Source organism: Piscibacillus salipiscarius, from assembly GCF_042685285.1.
GTDB lineage: Bacteria > Bacillota > Bacilli > Bacillales > Alkalibacillaceae > Piscibacillus > Piscibacillus salipiscarius.
Genome location: NZ_JBHUMZ010000010.1, coordinates 31,691 through 51,185, shown reverse-complemented (window position 1 = coordinate 51,185; position 19,495 = coordinate 31,691). Strand labels below are relative to the sequence as shown.

Genomic DNA, 19,495 nt, shown 5'->3' with positions numbered 1-19,495 from the left:
GTTATTATAAAGGGCAGTAATCCGGTGAAATGGTAAACTTTTGATTGCGATAAATACGATCCAGTCTTTCAACAACCAGTTCTTTACGTACTTTAAAAGTCTCTGATAATGTTCCAATGATTAATTCATCAGTGAAATCATAGTGTTTAATCATGTGGGAGGGGAGAGCAGCATAAAGAGTGAAGTGTCTAGCGTCACGTTCTTGCAACTCTCTAAATGCTTCAGGAATCATAGACTGATGACCACAATGTCTAAGGACATGACAGAGCTCATGGAAGAATTGTTCACGTTGTATCTCTTCCTTTTCGCGCGAGTCAATAATGATGCCTTTATAACGACCGAAAACATCATATCGGGGTAACATAGGCTTTTTATGTAGATAAATACCATGCTTTAATGCAATTTGAAAGATGTCCATATCGTGAGAGGATAAAACTTTGTTACGTAAATACCATTTAGTTACCCATTCTTCTAGTGCAGTTTTGTAATATTTCATAATAATCCCCCTTTAATTAAGAACATATGTTCGTATTAACAGTATAAAAAAAGTCTTCCAAAATTGGAAGACTAAAAGATAAAAAGTTACTTCGAAGTCTCAACTATTCGCTTAAAAGAAATATCCTCATCCATCATAGTAAATTCTTTTAATATAACTGGACTACCTGGATAAAGTATCTCATATCCTATTACTGCTTCAACTGTTGCTCCGCTTTTAACGTTTGTATCTCCCATTTTGACTAAATCTGGTTTATAATCATCTGGGAATAATCCATTTGCTCCATTAAGTATTTCGACTGTAGTGTCAGTTTCTTGCTCCGCTTTCAAAGCTAATGCCATCCAAGGGCTGGTTGGTTCATCGGTTTTATTTGTGAATTCAACTTCGACAGCAAGTATTGGTCTATCTTCATATTTACCCGTTAACTGTTCAGTTCCTTTAATGACATATTTGTAATCTTCGTTCTCTAAAACAGTGTCGCTAACTTCACTTTCATCACTAGATTCTTCGTCTTTATTTTCTTTTTCATTTTCTGTCTCTGAATCCTCATTTTCAGTTTCTTGATCACCTTCATTAGTTTCTTCTGTCTCTGTTTCATCATTAGTGGTATCAGCTTCTGTCTCTCCATCGTCACCACATGCTGCCAAGAAGATGGTCAGCATTAAAACTAGTAGAAGTGATAATAGTTTTTTCATTATTAATTACCCCCTGAGTAAATTTATTTATGTTAATTGAATTTAACGCCAACATTAGAATCTTCTTAATATAATTTATCTTTATAATCAATGGGGAAGAACAAGCCAATTTTCTTTTCAAATGTTTCTTCATCCACATTTCTTTTTAAATCTTCATAGGCATTATACAAAACTTCCTTAATGTAATCTTCCTCTTCATCTAGGGCAGCAAGCAAACATTGGAAACATTCTTCTTTTGTTAAATAATGAAATAGTAAGCCTTGGAAGGTTTTATCCCAAGCTCTGAAAAATTCTTCTTTTAGTTGCTCCTGGGATAAATTTAATACTTCTTTTAGTTTTAGAATTTCTAAACCCGTAGATGTACCATATGTCATAATATTTGGGTGAGATACCCCTTTTCCATTCGATAAACCACTTAACTCTATGATAAAGACTCTGAAATAATTAAATATAGCGTGACTATATTTATTTTCCTTTCTTAGCTGTTTTGCCATGTTACTTAAATCAATGGACATTAAACCATAATTAAGTTCTTCAGAGTGTTTTAAAAAAGCTTTTTGAAATAAAGCCCAAGAAATGTCACCATTAGGAGGGTTGTATGTTCCTTTAAAGTTATTTACAAAACTTATAGCGTTTGCAACATTATAGATTCCATCTTTAGAATCGTTTCTGTGAGCCGGAACTATGTAATAATATTCTTTTAGAACCTCATGACCCTTCCCGGTAATCACTAAACTTTTATCCTTCACATATTTATCAACTTCATCAAGAGAGAAGTTTTCTATTATCCTCTCAATTAAAGCAGCTTTATTTCCTGAGACTTTTAGACTTTTAGTTTTTAGTAGTTCTTTTAATTCTGGTACTTTAAGTGATGGTAACGATTCAAATGGTGATGCTTGTCTAAGATATCCATTATTAATCAATTTTTCGGTTGATTGCCCTGTTTTAAGTCCGTATGTATATTCGAAATATCCAGGTGGGTTTGAAGAAGTACTTTTACCATCTAACCAATTAATTAAAATAATCTCCCCTGGAAGTAAGCCATTAGAAAGTTTCTTTTTATAAACTGGATTTATGTCGTTATTGTAATGTACAGATGTTTCGATTTTCGCATTTACTTTAAATTTTGTTTTTTCTATCGTTTCACCAAATAAGCTTTTGAAAATATTAAATATGCTCATTATATCCCTCCTCAAATTAATAAAAAGACACACTAAACTAAGTGTGCCTCGATCTTGGTGTATGTAGTTATTTACTCGCTATCTTTATTTTTCTCTCTTGCTTTATTAACAATAAACTCAAAATAATCCTCAAGCTGCTTTAATTCTTCTGGCCCCATCTGTTTCCATTTCTCTATATCGAAGAAACCTGAATCCTCAATGCCGTATTTTTTTAGTAGGCGATTGTGTTCAGCTATGGGGTCGAAATCATTTTCCTTTTCTTTATCTGTTTTGCCTAATAAATAGTCCGTGGAAACGTCTAATGCTTCAGCAATATTAGTCAAAATTTCAGGTTCTATTTTCTTTTGATAACCTGTTTCGATTTTATTCATTTTGGTTTGAGAGACGTTAATCTTATAAGCTAATTCAACCTGCTGTAAGCCTCTACGTTCTCTTAAGTTTTTGAGTTTTTTACCTATATCCATAAGACATCTCCTCGAGAACTATTATAAACTTTCTAAAAAAGAAATAAATAATTTATTCTAAAATAGAAATAAAAAGTGTTGACTTTCTAAAATAGAATATATATAATCTAAGTAAGATTTCTAAATTAGATATTTGAAGCGAGGTGACATAAATGAAAATAAATTTACATTTGATTAAAGAAAAACGAAAATCTTTAGGGTTCACCATTAATCAGATGTCAGAATTTCTGGGATTGAGTGACTCATCTCAATATTGGAAAAGAGAGAAAGGCCATTACAATTTTAAAGTTGACGAGCTTTCAGCACTCTCTGAAAAACTTAATATTCCATTTAATGATCTTTTTTTGTCTCATTCAATTTCTAAAACGGAAATTGAACAAAAAGAACAGGAGGTGTCTTAGGTGAATCAAAACCATCAAGTTCAACAACTGATAAAACGTGTTAATAAATTAGAGAAAGAAGTCGCCGCGCCAACGACGACTTATGCAATTAACGTACAATTAAACACCAAAAAATTTAGTGATGCTTTATTTCCTCTTAAATGGGACTAATTTGATTTTTGAAGTTCATCTATAGTTGTTTGCAATAAGTCAATCATAAACCTGTAATCTTGAGCTCTCATTTTTCCGGTGAGCTCAGCTACCATCATCATAATTTCAGAACCGAGATTTTCAATTTGTATCGATTTACCGTTTATTCTCTCATCAACTAACTTCTGAATTTCTTCAGCACCTATAGGTTTATGAACTTCATATAAACGACTAGCGATTTCTGCGACATCGATGTTTCCCAAAGATTACACCTCCTTCCTGTATCTACCATTCGACAGGGAAGAGGAAAATCCTACAGAGATAATTGACTTTTCAACATTTGAAAGGGGGCGTTGAACATGACAGACCGTATGACCGCACAACAAACAGCTGATTACTTAGGAGTATGTTTAGATACCGTTTATCGAATGGCACGTAAAAAAGAAATTCCGCACTACCGAATTAGACGTAATGTCTTTTTCTCTAAACAGTCCATCGATAACTGGATCAAAGAGCAAGAACAAGACAACTACAAGAATGAACCGCAAGTAAGTTCATTCTAAATATATTCTACTAATCTATTAACCAAAAGATGGTAAGAGAAGAGGTGAAATTAATGACCAATGGTAAAAATGACGCAACAGATGCTTTGAAACAATCTAGAAAAGAAACTGGATTAACACAACTGCAGTTAAGCCTTGAAACAGGTTATTCAAGAGAAGCCATTTCACAACAAGAAAATGGACGAGCTTCTGTAAGTCCTGAGTTATCTAATCATATGAGTTCTAAATACAATGATCCACGAATTGGAATTGAATCAGCTTACGAGTATAAAAGTTGGGGCTTAGGTTGGTTAGATGGTGAAGCTCTAGATCAGCATAGAGCAGCAGTTGTTATGCGTACCAAAAAAGAATTAAAAGAGGCCCTTGAATCGATTGATGAAGTCGCAATCGCGAAACAACCGAAATATATAGAAATCTTCGAGCGACAACAGATAGAAAACGCGTTAGTTGAATCAGCTGAAGCTATTGCGTTTCTAGAGTTTGAGATTGCAAAGCTATGTAAAGATTATGATTTTAAATTCCACGATATTTTTAATACAGCTGAACAGCGAATGAGAGCTGAGAGATTAGTAAAGTAATTAATCCTTAAAAAATTACTAGAAAGGGGTGAACAAGATGAGTTATGGAGAATACACCGATTGGGTAAAAGCAAAAGAAATTTATCAAGAACGAGTTAAGCGAGCTATTAATAGTTCTAACCCTATCAAATCTTTAGATCGAATTAGGGAAGATCTACAAGAAGCTTATGACCTTACAGACTATAGTAATCAACAAATTCTTGAATTTTATAACAACGTAAAACAACTCATGTTAGAGCAGGAGGTTGCTTAATGTCATCATTCACACTCGAAGAAAAAATAGAACGAGAGCTAGCCTGTATTGAATATTTGCAAAGTCGAGTTCGAATTGCCGTTCAATACAACGATCATAAAGATGTGATTGGTTTTATAGATGCATTAAAAATATCACTTGATTCATTAAAAAAACTACAACATGAACAAGCATATCAAGAAAACTTAAAGAAGTTTGCAAATGACATGCAGGCCAAAGGTTTTAATGTTCACCACTTAATTTGGCACACGGACACAAAAAAATAACCACTCTGCCAAGTGGTTAAAGAGACATAAAGCAATACTTTAATTAAGTCCTCATTCTCATTAAATCATTTATTGAGTGTGAGGGCAAGGAGGAGGCGGAAAAATGGATCTCGAACATCCAACAATTACTCGCATGAGACGCACAGGCTATCCAAGAATTCGAGCGGAGATTGAACGCACCTTTGAATGTGAGCAATGTAAACGTGAATTAAGTGGACATGTCATTCATCACAAAGACGGGCACTTTTGTAACGAAACATGCTTAGGAGAACATTTAGCAGAAAATGAAGAGTTTGAGGAGGTCATTGTATGAGCGCTGAAACAGTTTTAAACACACAGGAATTATCACGTGAAGAATGGCTTTCAGAACGAAATAAAGGGATTGGCGGAAGCGATGCTTCTGTCATCCTTGGTCTTAATAAATATAAAACCCCATTTGAGCTATGGCTTGAGAAAACGGGCCAATCCTATTCTGAAGACCAAGGAAACGAAGCTGCATATTTTGGAACATTACTAGAGGATATGGTTGCTAAAGAATTTGAAGTTCGAACAGGTAAAAAGGTTAGACGTAATAACTTTATGCTACAACATCCAGAACATGAATTCATTATGGCCAATATAGATCGAAAAGTTGTTGGAGAAAATGCGTTACTTGAATGTAAAACAGCCAGTGCTTATTTAGCGAAAGACTGGGAAGACGATGAGATTCCAGAACCCTATTTAGTCCAGGTGCAACATTATTTAGGTGTAACGGGTTATGAAAAAGCATATATTGCCGTTTTAATAGGTGGTCAACGTTTTGTCTGGAAAGAGATTGAACGAGATGAAGAGCTCATTGACATGATATTTGAAGCTGAAGTTCACTTTTGGAATTACCATGTACTTGGTAATAATCCACCAGCTTTAGACGGTTCCAGTGCAGCTGAACAATACTTGAAAGAGCGTTATGAACGCTCTGAACAAAATAAAGTAGTGGATCTAGGTTATGAGTTCCAAGATAAGATACGACATTACAACGAATTGAAAGAATCTATTAAACAATTACAAGAGCAAAAAAAGCAGATTGAACACGAAATTAAACAGGAATTAGAAGAGGCTGAAGTTGGACATGTCGGCACTTATGAAGTCAATTGGAAATCACATGAACGTAGGACAGTTGATTCTAAACGTCTTAAAAAAGAGTTTCCTGATATCTATGAAAAAGTCATAAAAACTACAGTATCAAGACCATTTAAAGTGAAGGAGTTGGTATAGATGGCAACTAATGAAAAACTCAAAAATGAACTATCGAATAAAAAGAAAAATCAACCTCAAAAAACTCAAGGAACGACAATGAAAAGTTTATTAAACTCTCCAGCTGTTATGAAGCGTTTTGAAGAAGTGATGGGGAAACGAGCTAATCAATTTACTTCATCAATTCTTAATCTATATAACAGCGAAAAAATGCTTCAAAAGGCTGAACCTATGAGTGTTATCTCATCTGCGATGGTTGCAGCCACTCTCGATCTACCAGTTGATAAGAATTTGGGTTATGCGTGGATTGTTCCATACGGAGGTAAGGCCCAATTCCAATTAGGATATAAAGGTTATATTCAATTAGCTCTTAGAACAGGACAATACAGGAATATTAATGTGATTGAAGTTTACGAGGGTGAGCTTCAAAAATGGGATCGATTAACAGAAGAAATTGAACTTGATTTTGATGAAAAGAAATCGGACAAAGTGATTGGTTATACGGGTTATTTTGAACTAATTAATGGCTTTAAAAAGACGGTTTATTGGTCTAAAGAAGAGATTGAAAAGCACAAGAAGAAGTTCAGTAAATCAGATTTTGGTTGGAAAAATGATTATGACGCAATGGCTAAAAAGACGGTCATTCGAAACATGTTAAACAAATGGGGCATTCTCTCCATTGATATGCAAAAAGCTTATGTAGAAGATGTGAGTGATCCGAGTCAACGACAAGAAGTTAGTGAAGAGGAACAGAAAATTATCGATGCTGAATTTATAGAAGCAGATGAGGGACAAAGTGAACCTGAGAAAACAGCTGAAGAAGTCGCAGCTGAACTAAGCAATGAAAACTAGAGAAACAGCTATTCCAGATGTATATGTTTGGATTGCTCAGAGCTCTAAAAATCCAGGGATTCAATTTAAACGATATGTGGCGGCATACGTCCGTCACAATTTCCCTGGTTATCGGTTAAAGCGTATTGAGAAGATGACAGCGATTTTGGAAAGAACAGGTGATGATCATGAATTACCTTAAAGAGCTTAATACGTTTCATGAGTGGCTTGATACGAATCCTTTACCCAGTGGGGCAATTGTTTTGTGGTACACGTTAATGGCACTTAACAATAAAACTAACTGGCAGGGTGAGTTCACGGTTGCAAATGGAACGTTGCAAGCTAAGACGGGTTTATCAAGGCAGCAATTACACCGTGCAAGAACAGATCTCATAAACGCAGGACGTATTAAATACAAAAAGTCTAATCGTGTGAATCAAGCTGGAAAGTATTCGATTGTTAGTTTTGATACACGAGACGGACACAAAGCGGACACGGAAGAATACACGAACCGGACACAAAGCGGACAAGAATTGAGCACATTAGTTAAACATAAACAAGACATAAACAAAACAAAACATATACCTAGCCTAGCTAACGCGCGCGTAATTCATTTAGCAGAGCAATATTTTATTAGTATCTCAGAGAGAGATAAATATTTGCTCAATGATTTTTGTGACGAGCTAGGTGAAGAACTAATTACGGAAGCACTGAATCGAGCTAAAACAGAGCTAAAAGGATTTAAGTATGCACTTGGCATTATTCGTAATTGGTCCCAAAAAGGTATTCAATCAATAGACGAAGTTAGGAAAGATGATGAGAATTTTGAGTTTTATAAGCAGCGTAAATATGGCAATGGCCAACACATGCCTGAATATGATCCTGATTTAGATGGATTTTAGAAACGAGGTGAACATATGCAACAAGCTAAGGCTTTTCTTAGTTCCATCAAAAGAGCTGGGGAAGAAATATGTGAGTCATGTGGCAATGTCTATCCAGTCTATGAAACACCAAGAGGAATTTTGGGCGCTTGTAAACCTTGTGAGGATCGTAAGCTTAAAGAATCTCTTAACCTACCAAGCAAAGACGAACTAGATAGTATTAAAGCGAAAAACTTTATTGAGCGATTCACGGTAGTTCCTGAGCATTTGCAACATGCCACAATCAATTCGTATCAAGCCATAACTCCTAGTCAAATAACGCTTAAAGAGTGGGTTGTTGATTTGATCAGAAACTTTGAAGTACGTCCATCTGACTCACTAGTCGTGAGCGGTAAAGCCGGACTTGGAAAAAGTCATGTAGCTTATGCAACAGTCAAAGCCCTTAAAAGTCGCGGTTATAAAGTTTTATATTTCGAGGTGTCTAAGCTCCTTGACTATTTTAGAAAAGTCTATGACAACCATGCTAAATACTCCAAAGATGATTTATACAACATGATTGAGAAGCTAGATCTACTTGTGTTAGATGACATTGGCTCCGAGTACATTAAAGGGAACGAGAATGGGCAAGAAACATGGGCTTCTGAGGTGCTGTTTAATGTTTTGAATCTAAGGCAAGGTAAACGGAAAATCGTCACAACGAACTACACTGAACGTCAACTGCAGCAAAAATACGGCATACATGGTGAACGTATAACATCACGTATGTTTGACCATGCAACGAGCATTCGACTAGAAGGACAAGATTATCGTAAAAAGGGGGATGCCTAATGTGGCAAAAAGAAGGACCAGGCATTTATAAAGTACTCGGTACTGGAATGACTGAAAAAGAAGTCATGGCCATGAGCGAGCGTACAGATAAACGAATTGAAGAAGCGAGGCGAAAACTGAATGACAAAGCTAGCTGAAGCAATTGAATTTACGGTCTATGGAGAGCCAGTCGCTCAAGGACGGCCAAGAGCTACGACTATCAATGGACGAGCTAGAATGTATGACCCAGCCAAGTCAAGAAACTACAAGCAATATATTAATCTCGTAGCTGCAGACCATCGGCCAGAAAAATTACTAGATGGACCACTAAAGCTAGAGGTTGATATTTATAGATCCATTCCTAAATCAATGCCTAAGTATAAGCGAAAAATGATTGACCAAGGCACATATAGACCCACAGTTAAACCTGACGTTGATAACTTTATTAAAGGTATTAAGGATGGCTTAAACGGTGTGATTTGGGAAGATGATAAGTTAATTGTCGAACTAATCGTGAGGAAATGGTACTCAGATTCACCAAGAGTCAAAATTAAAGTTAATCACTTAAAAGAATTTGAACAGCAACAGCTACTAATAAATTAAAGGAGCGGTTTCTATATGACTTATGCAAATTTTAAAGCGTTAGTGAAGAAAGTGAATTTAAAACCTAAAGGGATTCAAGAAGTTGTGCTTGAAGTTTCGGATGTTCAGACACGAGGGCAATTAGAAAACCTAGCAAGTATGATTGATAGCCACGCTCAAATAGAAATTGAATCATCAATTATTAATTATAACGTGACTGTTGATGCTCATACTCGAAAACCTTTGACTGAATACAAAGTAGATGAACATGGAGTCGTACAAGAGGTTAAAGATCCAGAACAACTAGAATTACCTGGAATACCTAAAGAAGAAGTGAAAACCGATGACGAAGAAAAACAACTCGAAAAAGAAGCCATCGAAAAATTCGTATTAAGTGGCATGGCTCCAGAACTCGATGATTTTCCTAAGAACTTTACTGAGATTGTTAAACGTCGCTTAGAAGGCGATTCTTATTCCAAGTTAGCAAATGAACTTGATATGAACTCTGGAAAGATTGTAGAGGTCATTGAAGATTACTTCAAACAAATAGCTCCATTAGCTGCGAAATGGTGGGAATGGAAGCAAGGACAGAACGAAGGAGAATCAAATGAGCAAGATCAACATGATAATACTGATGAAGACTCGGACGAAGGAGCAGCATAATGGTTGCTGCTTCCCTTTAATTATATTAGGAGGCGAACATTGGTGAAAAAGTGTGTTGAATGTAAAACAAAGCGTGCTAATTTTGCAGGAGGAAACTTGTGTGAAGACTGCTGGCGGAAATTTTTGAGACACAGGGCTTAATAAATTCGAGTTTATTTAGAACTAATGAACTAGGACTAAGTACATGGAAAATAGTGAAAGTGAGGAAAGTAAAATGAGAACTAAAGACATTCCATTTCACAATCTAGCAGAACGTCAATTGTTGTTGATAGCACAAAAACAACAAAAACTATTACCTGAAATTAATAAAGAATGGCTTACTAGATACCAAATGAATTTTCCATACAGACTAGATATTCGCTCAAGAATTATTAACGCACTGCTTGATCGTGAAATTCCAGATGAGGAATGCGACTCTTTTATTTTAAAACAGGCTAATGAGCTGCGCGAAAAGCGAAGAGAGCGGATTAAAGGTTATCGTAATCATGTAAAGAGGTGAGTAAAGACTAATGTTAAATAGAGTTGTTTTAGTTGGGAGATTAACAAAGGACCCAGAACTCAGTTACACACCTAACGGTACAGCTGTTGCTAATTTTACCGTAGCCGTTAATAGACCATTCTCAAATCAACAGGGAGAACGAGAAGCTGACTTTATAAACTGCGTAATCTGGCGTAAGCAAGCTGAGAATCTAGTAAACTATATGAAAAAAGGTTCTATGATTGGAATAGACGGAAGAATCCAAACGCGTAGTTTTGAAGGACAAGATGGTAAGAGAGTTTTTGTTACTGAAGTTGTCGCTGAAAGCGTACAGTTTTTAGAGAGTAAAACGTCTGAGGAATCTAAGTCTAACAAACAGCAAAATGCAAGTTTAAATCAAAATAAATCAAATAAAAACGTATTAGATAACGAAGGGTAGCCAGTAGATCTTCAAGATGATGATTTACCTTTCTGAATGGAGTGATATGATTGAAAAAATCTTTTGTGATGTTTGGAATCGTTTGTACGCTGAGTGTTATTACAATCATCACTATGATTTATGTTCTGATTGACATATTGACATAAAAAAAGGAGCTTAGCGCTCCCAAAAATATAACTTGTCTCAACGTTATTTTAACATAGGGGGCGTAGCTCATGCGATTAAAACCAATACCAGTAGATATGAAAAATCGACAAATTTTGATAGATATTGAAGGGAACGAGCCTTTTTGCGTCGTATACAGTAATGGAAAAGCAAAAATTACAAAGTTACCTTCTCATGGAGAGACAAAAGTGATTACTCACCAAGGGAAGGTGAAAAGGGTTAAGTTTGATGAGGGGGAAGAGTTTTGAGTCAGGAAATTAACGAAAGAGTAAATTTTAAAATATCTGGTTCTGATCTGAATGTTGAAGATGGTTATGACTTATACTATCTATCGCAAAGTATGGAAGTGTTCCATCAGTTGATTGAAAAAACTTATTTAACATTAAAAGACGAAAAGTATATGTCTAGAAATAGAAGAGAAGATTTAAAAATAAAGGTTTTTAATATTAAGCCTGGTTCATTTGAAGCAGATTTTGTGATAACTGTTTCTCATGTTTACCCATCATTACTACCAATAGTTACTTCTTTGACTGCAGAAAACATATGGAAGATTGCTAAAGAAAGCTTTGATTATCTTAAAGTAATTTTCCAGGCAAATCAACGAGGAGAAGAAATATATATGGAAAATAACAATACAGGGGACGTTAATGTATACAATGTAAAAGGTGATTTACTTATCAACACACATCCAGATGTTGTTACAACTGCCGTTGAAACTTACCCAACTTACAAAAAAATGGCTAATTTAATTGATGAAAAAGATAAAACCTTTGAAAAGGCCGAATTTAGTGATTATAAAAGCTCTTCGAATTTAATAAAAATTGGAGTTGAAGAAAAAATGCTTTTACAAAACAAAAATATAATTGAAGAAGAACCGATAGAATTTATTGGGAAAATTTTTAATGCAGATGCAAATAAAAATAGTGGAAAATTAGAAGTATTAGATTCGAAGGATATACCAACGGGAGAATACTCGTTCGAATTTCTTGATAAAAGAAGTCGAGAGGTAAAAGAGTTCTTTGATGAAAAAGGCGAATTTTCAGCACTAAAAGAGTCAGCATTTAATCCAAACACATTAAAGAAATCTATTAACAAATTAAGAATTGTAAAAGTTTATCCGTCTAAAAATGATTGAGGGATGTAGTTCTACCAGCCAACTGGAGGACACTGATTAAGTAAGTTGCACACGCAGCTGCTTGATTGGTGTCCTTTTTTATTTATCAAGGGGGTTAATGATGAAAAAGATGAAGTACACAATTATCTTCAAGGTTCATCCTCACAGAAGAGATAAACGAACGGGTGTACAGCAACCGGTCAAGCCCAGTAACTATTATAAAGAGTTAGGGAAAGAAGGGGCGGGGTGGAAAGGTGAACAAAAAACAGATTGAGAGTGCGCTTAGAGATTATAACTGGATGTTAAATGAGATTAAGAGACAGAGAGATTTATTACAAGTAGTCGGAGGAAATGTTGTTGCCCAATCTGGAATAGAATCTACTATGCCTAAACCAAAAGGAAATACTAGTGATCCTGTTGCCAAAGAAGTGATTAGACGTGACAAGAAAAGTAAATGGGTTCAGAAATTAGAACGCAAGGTTCTATTCATACAAAATAATATCCATGTCATCCAAGATCCAAGAGAGAAAGCGGTCTTAGAATGCATGTTAGATGGTTTAAGCATGAGTGCGATTGGTCATCACATGGGATTATCAAGAAGGCACATCTATAACATTAAAGATTCAATCGTGGAAAAGATTTCACAGAATGCACAATCTACACAAAAAATGACAGGTTAATAGCGATTTGTGTACAATCGGAGGCAGGACGGAGCGGCAGGATTTCATAGCACCAGTAAATTGAATATTGCTTACTAGATGCCCAACTGACACATATTTGACCTGTAGTGTTTCATGTAATCACCTCCTTTTGTTAATAAATTGATTGTCCTGTTTAAACTGTCAGCTGGGTAATATTGATAAACATTCATTTATGATGTCTTCATTATATGGTATGGACATAAGAATAATTGAAAAGACTTATACTGAGGTGATTATATGTGTTTACATGGTGTTTATAAAAAAGTAAAAGTAATTAACCCAGATCAAACTAATAATATTGTGAATGTAGATGCTTGTATAGCTGATGAAATACAAAAACTTAATAATCAAGGTGTTATTACATTAGGTTGCTGTTGCGGTCATGGTAAGGCAGGTCAAATAGTAGAATATGAAAACAAATTTGGTAAATGGAAAACGCATCACGATCCTCCGATAACTTTGATTAAAGAAAAAAGCGTTGAATTGGCTATAAACTTAGGGTATAAACCATATCCTTATTTTTATGCCGACGGAGAAAATGGAGGGGTATGGCAGATGCAACTTAAAACAGGTTGTATTACCATGCAGGAATGTGAAGAGTGGCATCGAGATAATATTACTTTATCAGAAAGGCAAGGTGTACTCTAAAAGGAGAAGAGGAGCTGTAACTCCCCTTCATTTGTTGGATTATCCAGTATGTTGACTACGATAACACCAATAACAACCGTTATAACCATTTTGTAATAATCGGTAAACATAGTTGTAGTCATCAGTTTCTTCTTTCTTGATAATTTCATCCACTTGACAGTTACGAGTTAAATGATCGCGTCTATGGATTTCCTTTCCGGATCCATGGTTAATAATATATTTTTTCATTTTATCACCTCCTCAAAGATAATTTCGATCAATTAATTGGATTTTCCTGTTAATTTTGCAGGATTTTTAACTTATATGTCGAATAGATTGGGTTGAGGAGGGGAAATTATGTGGTTAACAATTTATAATGTTGTTAAAGAAATTTTAGAAATGCTTTATTTGTTGGCTGGTGTAGGGTTACTAATAGGGGTTTTTATTGCCTTAAAACAATTTGATTTATTAAAGAAGGATATTTCGATAAAAAATCAAAGGGCTGCAGCAGAAAAAAGTACGGAAATGCTGTATTTTTTCGCAACAGTTTTTCTGCCTAGTTTAAACGAATATCAAAAGAAAATAAAGGGTAAAATAAAACAGACTGATACTGTGAAATTTAATGGTGAATTTCATGTAGATATTGATAATATAGAAAAAGATGCGATAATCGAGGCACTTACAAAAGAGAAGAATGGACTTACTGATATCTTAAATCAGTTAGAATATTTTAGCGCATGTTTAGTTCATGGGGTAGCAGATGAAGAAATGGTGTTTTCTCCAATAGCAACTACATTTTGCGATTTTATAGAGAGAGAACATTTATTAATAAGTATACACAGATCAAAAAGTGATTCGAGTACAAATTACTATAATAATATGTTAAAATTATATAAAATTTGGAGTCATCGAATACAAGAATCCGATATTAAAAAGAAGCAAGATTCCTTGAATCAGAAGCTCTCTGATTTAGGAGTGAAAGATGAAGTTAAACCCATTGGATTTTAAGGAGGAATTTGCATGACTACTGACGCAATATCTGATGTTAAACAACTAGAGCGTTATTCAAATGCAGAATTAAAAGAGATGTTATTAAAAGAAGTCACAACAGGTTATAATTTTAATCAATTTCATCATAATGACAGTAGACAAAATTATACAAGACTAGCAGAAGCTTTTGAAAATATATCAAAATACAATTCCAAAAATATTTAGCACCCACTGTGGTGCTTTTTATTTTGAAGGAAATATCTCCCTTTTGTCGAATAAAACAATAAAACGCATAGGGGGTAGGGTTCAATGTTTAAATCTAAAGAAGAGAAGCAAGAAGCTAAAAGAGAAAAGTATATGAAAAAGTATCACCTAGACAATTTAAGCGAAAAGGATATGGAAATCATACAAGAGATTTCGAGTAATTCTGCTAAGATTGCTTCAACTGTAGGCATGTTAACGATGGATTCTAAAGAGCAAGCAAAATTATTACAATTGGAAAGCTTAGTTGCACAGAATTGGCTCATTATCCGAAAACTAGATGAAATTAGTCAAAAACTAGATAATTGATGAAGGCATCCTATCGGGTGTCTTTTTTATGTGGTGATATAAATGACTGAATACAAAACTAGAGAACAAAAACGCAAATTCTATGATAGTCGTGATTGGAAACGAATGAGGTTATATATCAAACAACGTGACAATTATGAATGTCAGGAATGTAAACGTAATGGCTTTGTTAAGATAGACACTAATGAATACAGTGAACAAGCTAAACGAAAGAAGATACAACTAGTAGTTGACCATATTAAAGATTTAGAAGATTATCCAGAGCTTGCGCTTGATGAAGAGAATCTCGAAACACTTTGTGTTAAATGTCATAACAAAAAGCATGGAAGGCATTTTGTATTTAAATTTAAGAGAAAGCCAACAAAGTGGGATGGAGACGAAAAATGGTGATACCCCCCGCCTAAAAATTTTGGTGTTTTTGCTGCTGGGGGCACCGGTGCAGGGGGAATCGACTTCCTAGATTTTTAACCAAATTCACACGTAAGGGGGGTGGGCATGTGTGACGAACAAATTAAGGATCGATGTGAGCACTGATAAAATCAAGCATTATCTGATGTCACGTATAGATACAACTAACCCAGTTGAGGTCGAAAAAGTTGGTAGGTATTTAAAGCATATTGAGATGTACAGACGAATGGAACGCAAAGTAAAAAATGAGGGTGAATCGGTCACAATCAAAAACGGGAGTCAAACTTTTATTAAGTCCCATCCTCTGTTAAATGACATGAGCAAAGTCAATACAGCAATTATAAATATCGAAAGAACTTTTAAATTTATCGATGAGGACAATGACAATCAACCTAAGTATTCAACGAGTGATCTAATTTAAAATGTTGAAAAACAAACATGTAGATTATTATATGGACCAATACGAAGCTGGCAAAATTAAAGTCAGTAAGTATTTGGTCCTTTTGTTTTCTTATTTAAAAAAGTACGTCCTCAATCGAGACGATCTCTACTTCGATGAAGTGACACACGAACGTTACATTGCTTTTACTGAAAAACATTATTTCAAGTTACAGCCTTATCAAAAGTTCATAACAGCATTTGTTTTCTTATACTACAAAGAAGGGGATCATCCGTTCTTTGAACAGTTCTTCTTATATATGGCAAGAGGTGCTGGTAAAAACGGTCTTATTTCGACTTTAACTCATTTCTTTATTAGTGATCTACATGGCATCAAAAAATATAATGTATCGATTGTGGCCAATAGTGAAGACCAAGCCAAAACATCTCATAAAGAAGTTTTTGATGTCATTGAACAGGATGGTAAAGAGGGAGTATTACAATCTCTTTTTCGCCATACAAGGTCAGAAATCGAGAGCAAAACCAATGGAAGTATTCTTAAATACCATACATCAAATGCCAAAACCAAAGATAGTCTACGCGATGGTTGTGTCATATATGATGAAGTTCATGAATATGAAGATTCAGCCATAGTAGATGTGTTTTCATCTGGCTTAGGTAAAGTTAAACATTCTAGAGAATTTTTTATTACGACAGACGGGTTTGTTCGTGGAGGTTACTTAGATGATTTAAAAGAGAGAGCTGAGCGAGTGTTACGTGGTGAAGCTCCGGATGATCATCTCTTTGTTTTTATGGCATGTTTAGATGAAGAAAGTGAGTTAGACGATGAAACGAATTGGCAAAAAGCTAATCCTATGTTTCATCCACCGATGAGCGATTATGCTAAAGAGTTATTTAGAGTCGTTAAAAGACAGTATATCAGCTTGGGGAACTCGAAACCATCTGCAAGAATCAAATTTATGACTAAACGTATGAATACGCCAGCTACGGATCTAACCACTTCAGTTGCTACCTGGGAAGAAATAGAAGCAACCAACAGGCCTTTTCCAGATTTAAACCATCGTACAGCGGTTGGTGGGTTAGACTTTGCATCTATAAGAGACTTTGCAGCTGTAGGTTTGTTATTCAAAGTAGGTGATGACTACGTATGGAAAACACACTCATTTATACGTAAAGGATTTTTGGATTCCGTTGAATTGAGACCACCTATTTATGATTGGGAAAAAGAAGGGTTCTTAACGATTGTTGATGAGCCAGTTATTAATATTAAACATATAGTTGATTGGTTTTTAGAAATGCGTGAGCATTACGGAGTGAATCGAATTGTGGCTGATACATTCAGGTTAGATTTGGTCAAGACGGCTTTAGAGGCAGAAGGATTTGAACTTATTTATATTCGGAATCCTAAAGCCATTCACAGTAAATTGGCTCCACGAGTCGAAACGATATTTGCTAACCACAATATAATTTTTGATGATAACCCGCTAATGCGTTGGTATACGAATAATGTTTACGTCAAAATCAAGAAAGATGGAAACAAGGAGTATTTGAAAAAAGATGAAGTTAGACGTAAAACAGATGGATTTCAAGCGTTTATTCATGCTTTATTTGAAGCAGATAACGTTTTGGAAGAGGAAGAAGATTTTTTCTTAGATGAGATAGCCTTTTAAGGGGGTGATACTATTTGGGTTTATTAGATATTTTTACTAAGAATTATGATGAGATTGATTTCATGTATGATATCGATTTATTAGAAGATACTTCTGATCGTATTTATTACAAAAAACTAGCCATAGCAACATGCGTTAATTTAATTGCAAGAACGATTAGTCAGTCAGAATTTCGAATTAAGAAAAAAGGTATTGTTCAGCATGATGAATTTTACTACCGAATGAATGTGAAGCCCAACCGAAATCAGTCGGCCAGTGAATTTTGGGATATGTTTGTTTACAAACTTATTCACGATAATGAAGTATTGATCATTAAAACAGATTCTGATGATCTATTAATTGCAGATGATTTCAGCCGAACTGAATATGCGATGATGGATGATGTGTTTAGAGAAGTAACCGTAAAAAACTATACTTTTCGTCGTACATTTTTATCTAGTGATGTAATCTACATTCCCTACAACAATGAAGATCTATCACGATTAATTAATAGTTTATATGCTGATTATGGTGAATTGTTTGGTCGAATGCTTGAATTTCAATTGCACAACAACCAAATTCGAGCAACAGTAGATACTGAAAGTGCTCACGCGAAAGATAAAGATACATCCACTAAATTGCAAAATTTCATTAACCGTATGTATGAAGCTGTTAAGAAAAAGACGTTTGCTATTGTACCGCAACAAAAAGGTTTTACTTACAAAGAAGAATCTAATCGAGCATCAGCAAGTGTAGATGAAATTAATAAAATAACAAATGGGTTTTTAGATCATGTGGCCAGAGCCTTAGGTATACCACCTGCTTTAGTCCGTGGGGAAATGGCCGATGTAGAAAAAAGCACACGCAATTTTATGACGTTTGGCATCGATCCAATAATTAAAAAAATAAAAGACGAGTTTAGCGGAAAGTTCATTGAAAAACAAGATTATTTAAGTGGTGATCGTTTAGATATCAGGCGTCCGTCTTACCGTGATCTATTCGACTTAGCTTCAGCAGTTGATAAGCTTGTATCATCATCAGCATTTACTGGAAATGAAGTAAGGGAGGCAGCAGGATATGAACATTCAGATGATGAGTTATTGGACAAACATATCATCACGAAAAACTATACTGAGTTAGCAGATTTACTTGAAGGAGGTGATAAAGAATGAATTGGAAAGACGAACTCAAAAATATGATGAATAAGAAGTCGAGTATTCGTTTTGAGGCGAATGACGATAACAAAGAAGCTAAGCTCTATATTTATGGTCCTATTGGTGGGTTCCTGTTTAGTGAAAACAGCGCACAGGGCTTAAAACGACGATTACATGGAGTAGATGCTGAAACAATCCATGTTCACATTAATTCACCAGGTGGTTCAGCATTTGATGGTGTGGCAATTAATAATTTACTAAAAAGTCATAAGGCGGATATTGTGGTTCATGTGGATGGTTTAGCAGCAAGTGCAGCATCGGTTATTGCGATGGCTGGTAATAAAATCATCATGCCTGAAAACACAATGATGATGATTCATCGAGCAAGCACCATTGAGTTTGGTAATGCCGATGATTTCGAAAAAACAGCATCTGATCTTCGTAAAATCGATTCAGCATTAGCAGCCTCTTATAAGAAACGTTTTGTTGGAACAGAAGAAGAATTGAATCGATTGTTAGATGACGAAACGTTTTTAACAGCTGAAGAAGCAGTTGCCTTTGGCTTAGCAGATGTGATTGGAGAAGAAATTGAGATTCCATCTCTAGAAGATGTGGATGACGAAGAAGATGATGATGAAGAATATGAGAACTTTAAAGAAAAGCTAGTTGCGAAATATGCAGCGCAAACTAACCTACAATCGAATGAACCAAAAGAGCCTGAACAAGATCCCGAATATAAGCGGAATCTTTCAGAGCTCTTTTTAAATTTATAAAATAT

At 35.0% G+C, this 19,495-nt stretch carries 36 protein-coding genes; 30 read left to right on the top strand and 6 right to left on the bottom strand.

The features are described 5' to 3' along the window. Nucleotides 1–4 precede the first annotated feature (4 nt). The 4 genes from ACFSW4_RS02440 to ACFSW4_RS02425 all read right to left on the bottom strand — a co-directional run bounded on the left by ACFSW4_RS02440 (nt 5) and on the right by ACFSW4_RS02425 (nt 2,836). Entirely contained in the window at nt 5–496 is a 492-nt protein-coding gene (locus ACFSW4_RS02440) for an ImmA/IrrE family metallo-endopeptidase (RefSeq protein ID WP_054753621.1), read from the bottom strand. An 86-nt stretch (nt 497–582) separates the two neighbouring features. Continuing rightward, complete coding sequence (locus tag ACFSW4_RS02435) at nt 583–1,191, bottom strand: DUF5067 domain-containing protein (RefSeq protein WP_377327233.1); 609 nt, start codon at nt 1,189–1,191, stop codon at nt 583–585. Nucleotides 1,192–1,256: 65 nt separating this feature from the next. Then, nucleotides 1,257–2,372 (bottom strand): SAP domain-containing protein, encoded by a 1,116-nt coding sequence (locus tag ACFSW4_RS02430; RefSeq protein ID WP_054753617.1) that lies wholly within the window; start codon nt 2,370–2,372, stop codon nt 1,257–1,259. A gap of 71 nt (nt 2,373–2,443) precedes the next feature. Beyond that, nucleotides 2,444–2,836 carry a helix-turn-helix domain-containing protein gene (locus tag ACFSW4_RS02425; RefSeq protein WP_054753615.1) on the bottom strand — a complete coding sequence of 131 codons (393 nt, stop codon included), beginning with the start codon at nt 2,834–2,836 and terminating at the stop codon, nt 2,444–2,446. Nucleotides 2,837–2,988: 152 nt separating this feature from the next. On the opposite strand from ACFSW4_RS02425, the gene ACFSW4_RS02420 reads away from it, so the two are divergent. After that, nucleotides 2,989–3,237, top strand: coding sequence for a helix-turn-helix domain-containing protein (locus ACFSW4_RS02420; protein ID WP_377327231.1), 249 nt, complete (start codon nt 2,989–2,991; stop codon nt 3,235–3,237). Beyond that, the gene (locus ACFSW4_RS02415) at nt 3,238–3,387 is read left to right on the top strand and encodes a hypothetical protein (protein ID WP_377327229.1); all 150 of its coding nucleotides are present in this window, start codon (nt 3,238–3,240) and stop codon (nt 3,385–3,387) included. On the opposite strand, the gene ACFSW4_RS02410 is transcribed toward ACFSW4_RS02415, so the two are convergent. Then, complete coding sequence (locus ACFSW4_RS02410) at nt 3,384–3,629, bottom strand: hypothetical protein (protein ID WP_054753611.1); 246 nt, start codon at nt 3,627–3,629, stop codon at nt 3,384–3,386. The genes ACFSW4_RS02415 and ACFSW4_RS02410 overlap by 4 nt on opposite strands. A gap of 96 nt (nt 3,630–3,725) precedes the next feature. On the opposite strand from ACFSW4_RS02410, the gene ACFSW4_RS02405 reads away from it, so the two are divergent. The 20 genes from ACFSW4_RS02405 to ACFSW4_RS02310 all read left to right on the top strand — a co-directional run bounded on the left by ACFSW4_RS02405 (nt 3,726) and on the right by ACFSW4_RS02310 (nt 13,568). After that, nucleotides 3,726–3,929, top strand: coding sequence for a helix-turn-helix domain-containing protein (locus tag ACFSW4_RS02405; protein WP_054753609.1), 204 nt, complete (start codon nt 3,726–3,728; stop codon nt 3,927–3,929). 53 nt (nt 3,930–3,982) lie between these two features. Further along, nucleotides 3,983–4,507, top strand: coding sequence for a helix-turn-helix domain-containing protein (locus ACFSW4_RS02400; protein WP_377327227.1), 525 nt, complete (start codon nt 3,983–3,985; stop codon nt 4,505–4,507). Nucleotides 4,508–4,544: 37 nt separating this feature from the next. Next, a complete protein-coding gene (locus tag ACFSW4_RS02395) occupies nt 4,545–4,760 on the top strand; it encodes a hypothetical protein (RefSeq protein WP_054753604.1) in 216 nt (71 codons plus the stop codon). After that, nucleotides 4,760–5,026, top strand: a complete 267-nt coding sequence (locus ACFSW4_RS02390) for a hypothetical protein (protein ID WP_377327225.1) — start codon at nt 4,760–4,762, stop codon at nt 5,024–5,026. Before ACFSW4_RS02395 ends, ACFSW4_RS02390 begins: the two co-directional genes overlap by 1 nt. A 103-nt stretch (nt 5,027–5,129) precedes the next feature. Further along, entirely contained in the window at nt 5,130–5,339 is a 210-nt protein-coding gene (locus ACFSW4_RS02385) for a hypothetical protein (protein ID WP_054753601.1), read from the top strand. Continuing rightward, nucleotides 5,336–6,280, top strand: a complete 945-nt coding sequence (locus ACFSW4_RS02380; protein WP_377327223.1) for a YqaJ viral recombinase family nuclease — start codon at nt 5,336–5,338, stop codon at nt 6,278–6,280. The genes ACFSW4_RS02385 and ACFSW4_RS02380 overlap by 4 nt, the downstream gene beginning before the upstream one ends. Beyond that, nucleotides 6,281–7,111 carry a recombinase RecT gene (locus ACFSW4_RS02375; protein WP_054753599.1) on the top strand — a complete coding sequence of 277 codons (831 nt, stop codon included), beginning with the start codon at nt 6,281–6,283 and terminating at the stop codon, nt 7,109–7,111. It abuts the gene before it with no gap. Continuing rightward, nucleotides 7,101–7,292 carry a hypothetical protein gene (locus tag ACFSW4_RS02370; RefSeq protein WP_054753597.1) on the top strand — a complete coding sequence of 64 codons (192 nt, stop codon included), beginning with the start codon at nt 7,101–7,103 and terminating at the stop codon, nt 7,290–7,292. Before ACFSW4_RS02375 ends, ACFSW4_RS02370 begins: the two co-directional genes overlap by 11 nt. Continuing rightward, nucleotides 7,279–7,992, top strand: coding sequence for a DnaD domain protein (locus ACFSW4_RS02365; RefSeq protein WP_377327221.1), 714 nt, complete (start codon nt 7,279–7,281; stop codon nt 7,990–7,992). Before ACFSW4_RS02370 ends, ACFSW4_RS02365 begins: the two co-directional genes overlap by 14 nt. A gap of 15 nt (nt 7,993–8,007) precedes the next feature. After that, nucleotides 8,008–8,799: an ATP-binding protein gene (locus tag ACFSW4_RS02360; RefSeq protein ID WP_054753593.1), complete on the top strand. Its 792-nt coding sequence runs from the start codon at nt 8,008–8,010 to the stop codon at nt 8,797–8,799. After that, the gene (locus ACFSW4_RS02355) at nt 8,799–8,936 is read left to right on the top strand and encodes a hypothetical protein (RefSeq protein ID WP_279401633.1); all 138 of its coding nucleotides are present in this window, start codon (nt 8,799–8,801) and stop codon (nt 8,934–8,936) included. The genes ACFSW4_RS02360 and ACFSW4_RS02355 overlap by 1 nt, the downstream gene beginning before the upstream one ends. After that, a complete protein-coding gene (locus tag ACFSW4_RS02350) occupies nt 8,920–9,381 on the top strand; it encodes a RusA family crossover junction endodeoxyribonuclease (RefSeq protein ID WP_054753591.1) in 462 nt (153 codons plus the stop codon). The genes ACFSW4_RS02355 and ACFSW4_RS02350 overlap by 17 nt, the downstream gene beginning before the upstream one ends. A 15-nt stretch (nt 9,382–9,396) precedes the next feature. Beyond that, the gene (locus ACFSW4_RS02345) at nt 9,397–10,023 is read left to right on the top strand and encodes a hypothetical protein (RefSeq protein WP_054753589.1); all 627 of its coding nucleotides are present in this window, start codon (nt 9,397–9,399) and stop codon (nt 10,021–10,023) included. Between the two features lie 214 nt (nt 10,024–10,237). Beyond that, nucleotides 10,238–10,522 (top strand): hypothetical protein, encoded by a 285-nt coding sequence (locus ACFSW4_RS02340; RefSeq protein WP_377327218.1) that lies wholly within the window; start codon nt 10,238–10,240, stop codon nt 10,520–10,522. Nucleotides 10,523–10,532: 10 nt separating this feature from the next. Further along, the gene (gene ssb / locus ACFSW4_RS02335; RefSeq protein ID WP_377327216.1) at nt 10,533–10,940 is read left to right on the top strand and encodes a single-stranded DNA-binding protein; all 408 of its coding nucleotides are present in this window, start codon (nt 10,533–10,535) and stop codon (nt 10,938–10,940) included. 215 nt (nt 10,941–11,155) lie between these two features. Beyond that, on the top strand, nt 11,156–11,353 hold the full coding sequence (locus ACFSW4_RS02330) for an XtrA/YqaO family protein (protein ID WP_054753587.1): 198 nt from the start codon (nt 11,156–11,158) through the stop codon (nt 11,351–11,353). Beyond that, nucleotides 11,350–12,240, top strand: a complete 891-nt coding sequence (locus tag ACFSW4_RS02325) for a hypothetical protein (RefSeq protein WP_054753584.1) — start codon at nt 11,350–11,352, stop codon at nt 12,238–12,240. Before ACFSW4_RS02330 ends, ACFSW4_RS02325 begins: the two co-directional genes overlap by 4 nt. A gap of 100 nt (nt 12,241–12,340) precedes the next feature. Then, the gene (locus ACFSW4_RS02320) at nt 12,341–12,493 is read left to right on the top strand and encodes a hypothetical protein (protein WP_377327214.1); all 153 of its coding nucleotides are present in this window, start codon (nt 12,341–12,343) and stop codon (nt 12,491–12,493) included. Continuing rightward, the gene (locus ACFSW4_RS02315) at nt 12,474–12,899 is read left to right on the top strand and encodes a helix-turn-helix transcriptional regulator (protein WP_377327212.1); all 426 of its coding nucleotides are present in this window, start codon (nt 12,474–12,476) and stop codon (nt 12,897–12,899) included. The genes ACFSW4_RS02320 and ACFSW4_RS02315 overlap by 20 nt, the downstream gene beginning before the upstream one ends. A 258-nt stretch (nt 12,900–13,157) precedes the next feature. Continuing rightward, complete coding sequence (locus tag ACFSW4_RS02310; protein WP_377327210.1) at nt 13,158–13,568, top strand: hypothetical protein; 411 nt, start codon at nt 13,158–13,160, stop codon at nt 13,566–13,568. A 39-nt stretch (nt 13,569–13,607) separates the two neighbouring features. Here ACFSW4_RS02310 and ACFSW4_RS02305 read toward each other — a convergent pair whose 3' ends face one another. After that, nucleotides 13,608–13,796 (bottom strand): hypothetical protein, encoded by a 189-nt coding sequence (locus tag ACFSW4_RS02305; protein WP_054753580.1) that lies wholly within the window; start codon nt 13,794–13,796, stop codon nt 13,608–13,610. 108 nt (nt 13,797–13,904) lie between these two features. On the opposite strand from ACFSW4_RS02305, the gene ACFSW4_RS02300 reads away from it, so the two are divergent. The 8 genes from ACFSW4_RS02300 (at nt 13,905) to ACFSW4_RS02265 (ending at nt 19,490) form a co-directional block, all read left to right on the top strand. Next, nucleotides 13,905–14,555 (top strand): DUF4760 domain-containing protein, encoded by a 651-nt coding sequence (locus tag ACFSW4_RS02300; RefSeq protein ID WP_377327208.1) that lies wholly within the window; start codon nt 13,905–13,907, stop codon nt 14,553–14,555. A gap of 12 nt (nt 14,556–14,567) precedes the next feature. Continuing rightward, nucleotides 14,568–14,762, top strand: a complete 195-nt coding sequence (locus tag ACFSW4_RS02295) for a hypothetical protein (protein WP_054753575.1) — start codon at nt 14,568–14,570, stop codon at nt 14,760–14,762. An 84-nt stretch (nt 14,763–14,846) separates the two neighbouring features. Beyond that, nucleotides 14,847–15,107, top strand: coding sequence for a hypothetical protein (locus ACFSW4_RS02290; protein ID WP_054753574.1), 261 nt, complete (start codon nt 14,847–14,849; stop codon nt 15,105–15,107). 42 nt (nt 15,108–15,149) lie between these two features. After that, complete coding sequence (locus ACFSW4_RS02285; RefSeq protein WP_377327206.1) at nt 15,150–15,497, top strand: HNH endonuclease; 348 nt, start codon at nt 15,150–15,152, stop codon at nt 15,495–15,497. A 109-nt stretch (nt 15,498–15,606) separates the two neighbouring features. Continuing rightward, nucleotides 15,607–15,936, top strand: a complete 330-nt coding sequence (locus ACFSW4_RS02280) for a P27 family phage terminase small subunit (protein ID WP_054753571.1) — start codon at nt 15,607–15,609, stop codon at nt 15,934–15,936. Nucleotide 15,937: 1 nt separating this feature from the next. Continuing rightward, the gene (locus tag ACFSW4_RS02275; protein WP_377327204.1) at nt 15,938–17,584 is read left to right on the top strand and encodes a terminase TerL endonuclease subunit; all 1,647 of its coding nucleotides are present in this window, start codon (nt 15,938–15,940) and stop codon (nt 17,582–17,584) included. Between the two features lie 14 nt (nt 17,585–17,598). Continuing rightward, a complete protein-coding gene (locus tag ACFSW4_RS02270; RefSeq protein WP_377327202.1) occupies nt 17,599–18,735 on the top strand; it encodes a phage portal protein in 1,137 nt (378 codons plus the stop codon). Then, on the top strand, nt 18,732–19,490 hold the full coding sequence (locus ACFSW4_RS02265; RefSeq protein ID WP_377327200.1) for a head maturation protease, ClpP-related: 759 nt from the start codon (nt 18,732–18,734) through the stop codon (nt 19,488–19,490). Before ACFSW4_RS02270 ends, ACFSW4_RS02265 begins: the two co-directional genes overlap by 4 nt. Nucleotides 19,491–19,495 lie beyond the last annotated feature (5 nt).

Coding starts and splice junctions, on each gene's coding strand:
- ACFSW4_RS02440 (WP_054753621.1), bottom strand. CDS start 496: ATGAAATATTACAAAACTGCACTAGAAGAATGGGTAACTAAATGGTAT.
- ACFSW4_RS02435 (WP_377327233.1), bottom strand. CDS start 1,191: ATGAAAAAACTATTATCACTTCTACTAGTTTTAATGCTGACCATCTTC.
- ACFSW4_RS02430 (WP_054753617.1), bottom strand. CDS start 2,372: ATGAGCATATTTAATATTTTCAAAAGCTTATTTGGTGAAACGATAGAA.
- ACFSW4_RS02425 (WP_054753615.1), bottom strand. CDS start 2,836: ATGGATATAGGTAAAAAACTCAAAAACTTAAGAGAACGTAGAGGCTTA.
- ACFSW4_RS02420 (WP_377327231.1), top strand. CDS start 2,989: ATGAAAATAAATTTACATTTGATTAAAGAAAAACGAAAATCTTTAGGG.
- ACFSW4_RS02405 (WP_054753609.1), top strand. CDS start 3,726: ATGACAGACCGTATGACCGCACAACAAACAGCTGATTACTTAGGAGTA.
- ACFSW4_RS02400 (WP_377327227.1), top strand. CDS start 3,983: ATGACCAATGGTAAAAATGACGCAACAGATGCTTTGAAACAATCTAGA.
- ACFSW4_RS02395 (WP_054753604.1), top strand. CDS start 4,545: ATGAGTTATGGAGAATACACCGATTGGGTAAAAGCAAAAGAAATTTAT.
- ACFSW4_RS02390 (WP_377327225.1), top strand. CDS start 4,760: ATGTCATCATTCACACTCGAAGAAAAAATAGAACGAGAGCTAGCCTGT.
- ACFSW4_RS02385 (WP_054753601.1), top strand. CDS start 5,130: ATGGATCTCGAACATCCAACAATTACTCGCATGAGACGCACAGGCTAT.
- ACFSW4_RS02380 (WP_377327223.1), top strand. CDS start 5,336: ATGAGCGCTGAAACAGTTTTAAACACACAGGAATTATCACGTGAAGAA.
- ACFSW4_RS02375 (WP_054753599.1), top strand. CDS start 6,281: ATGGCAACTAATGAAAAACTCAAAAATGAACTATCGAATAAAAAGAAA.
- ACFSW4_RS02370 (WP_054753597.1), top strand. CDS start 7,101: ATGAAAACTAGAGAAACAGCTATTCCAGATGTATATGTTTGGATTGCT.
- ACFSW4_RS02365 (WP_377327221.1), top strand. CDS start 7,279: ATGAATTACCTTAAAGAGCTTAATACGTTTCATGAGTGGCTTGATACG.
- ACFSW4_RS02360 (WP_054753593.1), top strand. CDS start 8,008: ATGCAACAAGCTAAGGCTTTTCTTAGTTCCATCAAAAGAGCTGGGGAA.
- ACFSW4_RS02355 (WP_279401633.1), top strand. CDS start 8,799: ATGTGGCAAAAAGAAGGACCAGGCATTTATAAAGTACTCGGTACTGGA.
- ACFSW4_RS02350 (WP_054753591.1), top strand. CDS start 8,920: ATGACAAAGCTAGCTGAAGCAATTGAATTTACGGTCTATGGAGAGCCA.
- ACFSW4_RS02345 (WP_054753589.1), top strand. CDS start 9,397: ATGACTTATGCAAATTTTAAAGCGTTAGTGAAGAAAGTGAATTTAAAA.
- ACFSW4_RS02340 (WP_377327218.1), top strand. CDS start 10,238: ATGAGAACTAAAGACATTCCATTTCACAATCTAGCAGAACGTCAATTG.
- ssb (WP_377327216.1), top strand. CDS start 10,533: ATGTTAAATAGAGTTGTTTTAGTTGGGAGATTAACAAAGGACCCAGAA.
- ACFSW4_RS02330 (WP_054753587.1), top strand. CDS start 11,156: ATGCGATTAAAACCAATACCAGTAGATATGAAAAATCGACAAATTTTG.
- ACFSW4_RS02320 (WP_377327214.1), top strand. CDS start 12,341: ATGAAAAAGATGAAGTACACAATTATCTTCAAGGTTCATCCTCACAGA.
- ACFSW4_RS02310 (WP_377327210.1), top strand. CDS start 13,158: ATGTGTTTACATGGTGTTTATAAAAAAGTAAAAGTAATTAACCCAGAT.
- ACFSW4_RS02305 (WP_054753580.1), bottom strand. CDS start 13,796: ATGAAAAAATATATTATTAACCATGGATCCGGAAAGGAAATCCATAGA.
- ACFSW4_RS02300 (WP_377327208.1), top strand. CDS start 13,905: ATGTGGTTAACAATTTATAATGTTGTTAAAGAAATTTTAGAAATGCTT.
- ACFSW4_RS02295 (WP_054753575.1), top strand. CDS start 14,568: ATGACTACTGACGCAATATCTGATGTTAAACAACTAGAGCGTTATTCA.
- ACFSW4_RS02290 (WP_054753574.1), top strand. CDS start 14,847: ATGTTTAAATCTAAAGAAGAGAAGCAAGAAGCTAAAAGAGAAAAGTAT.
- ACFSW4_RS02285 (WP_377327206.1), top strand. CDS start 15,150: ATGACTGAATACAAAACTAGAGAACAAAAACGCAAATTCTATGATAGT.
- ACFSW4_RS02275 (WP_377327204.1), top strand. CDS start 15,938: ATGTTGAAAAACAAACATGTAGATTATTATATGGACCAATACGAAGCT.
- ACFSW4_RS02265 (WP_377327200.1), top strand. CDS start 18,732: ATGAATTGGAAAGACGAACTCAAAAATATGATGAATAAGAAGTCGAGT.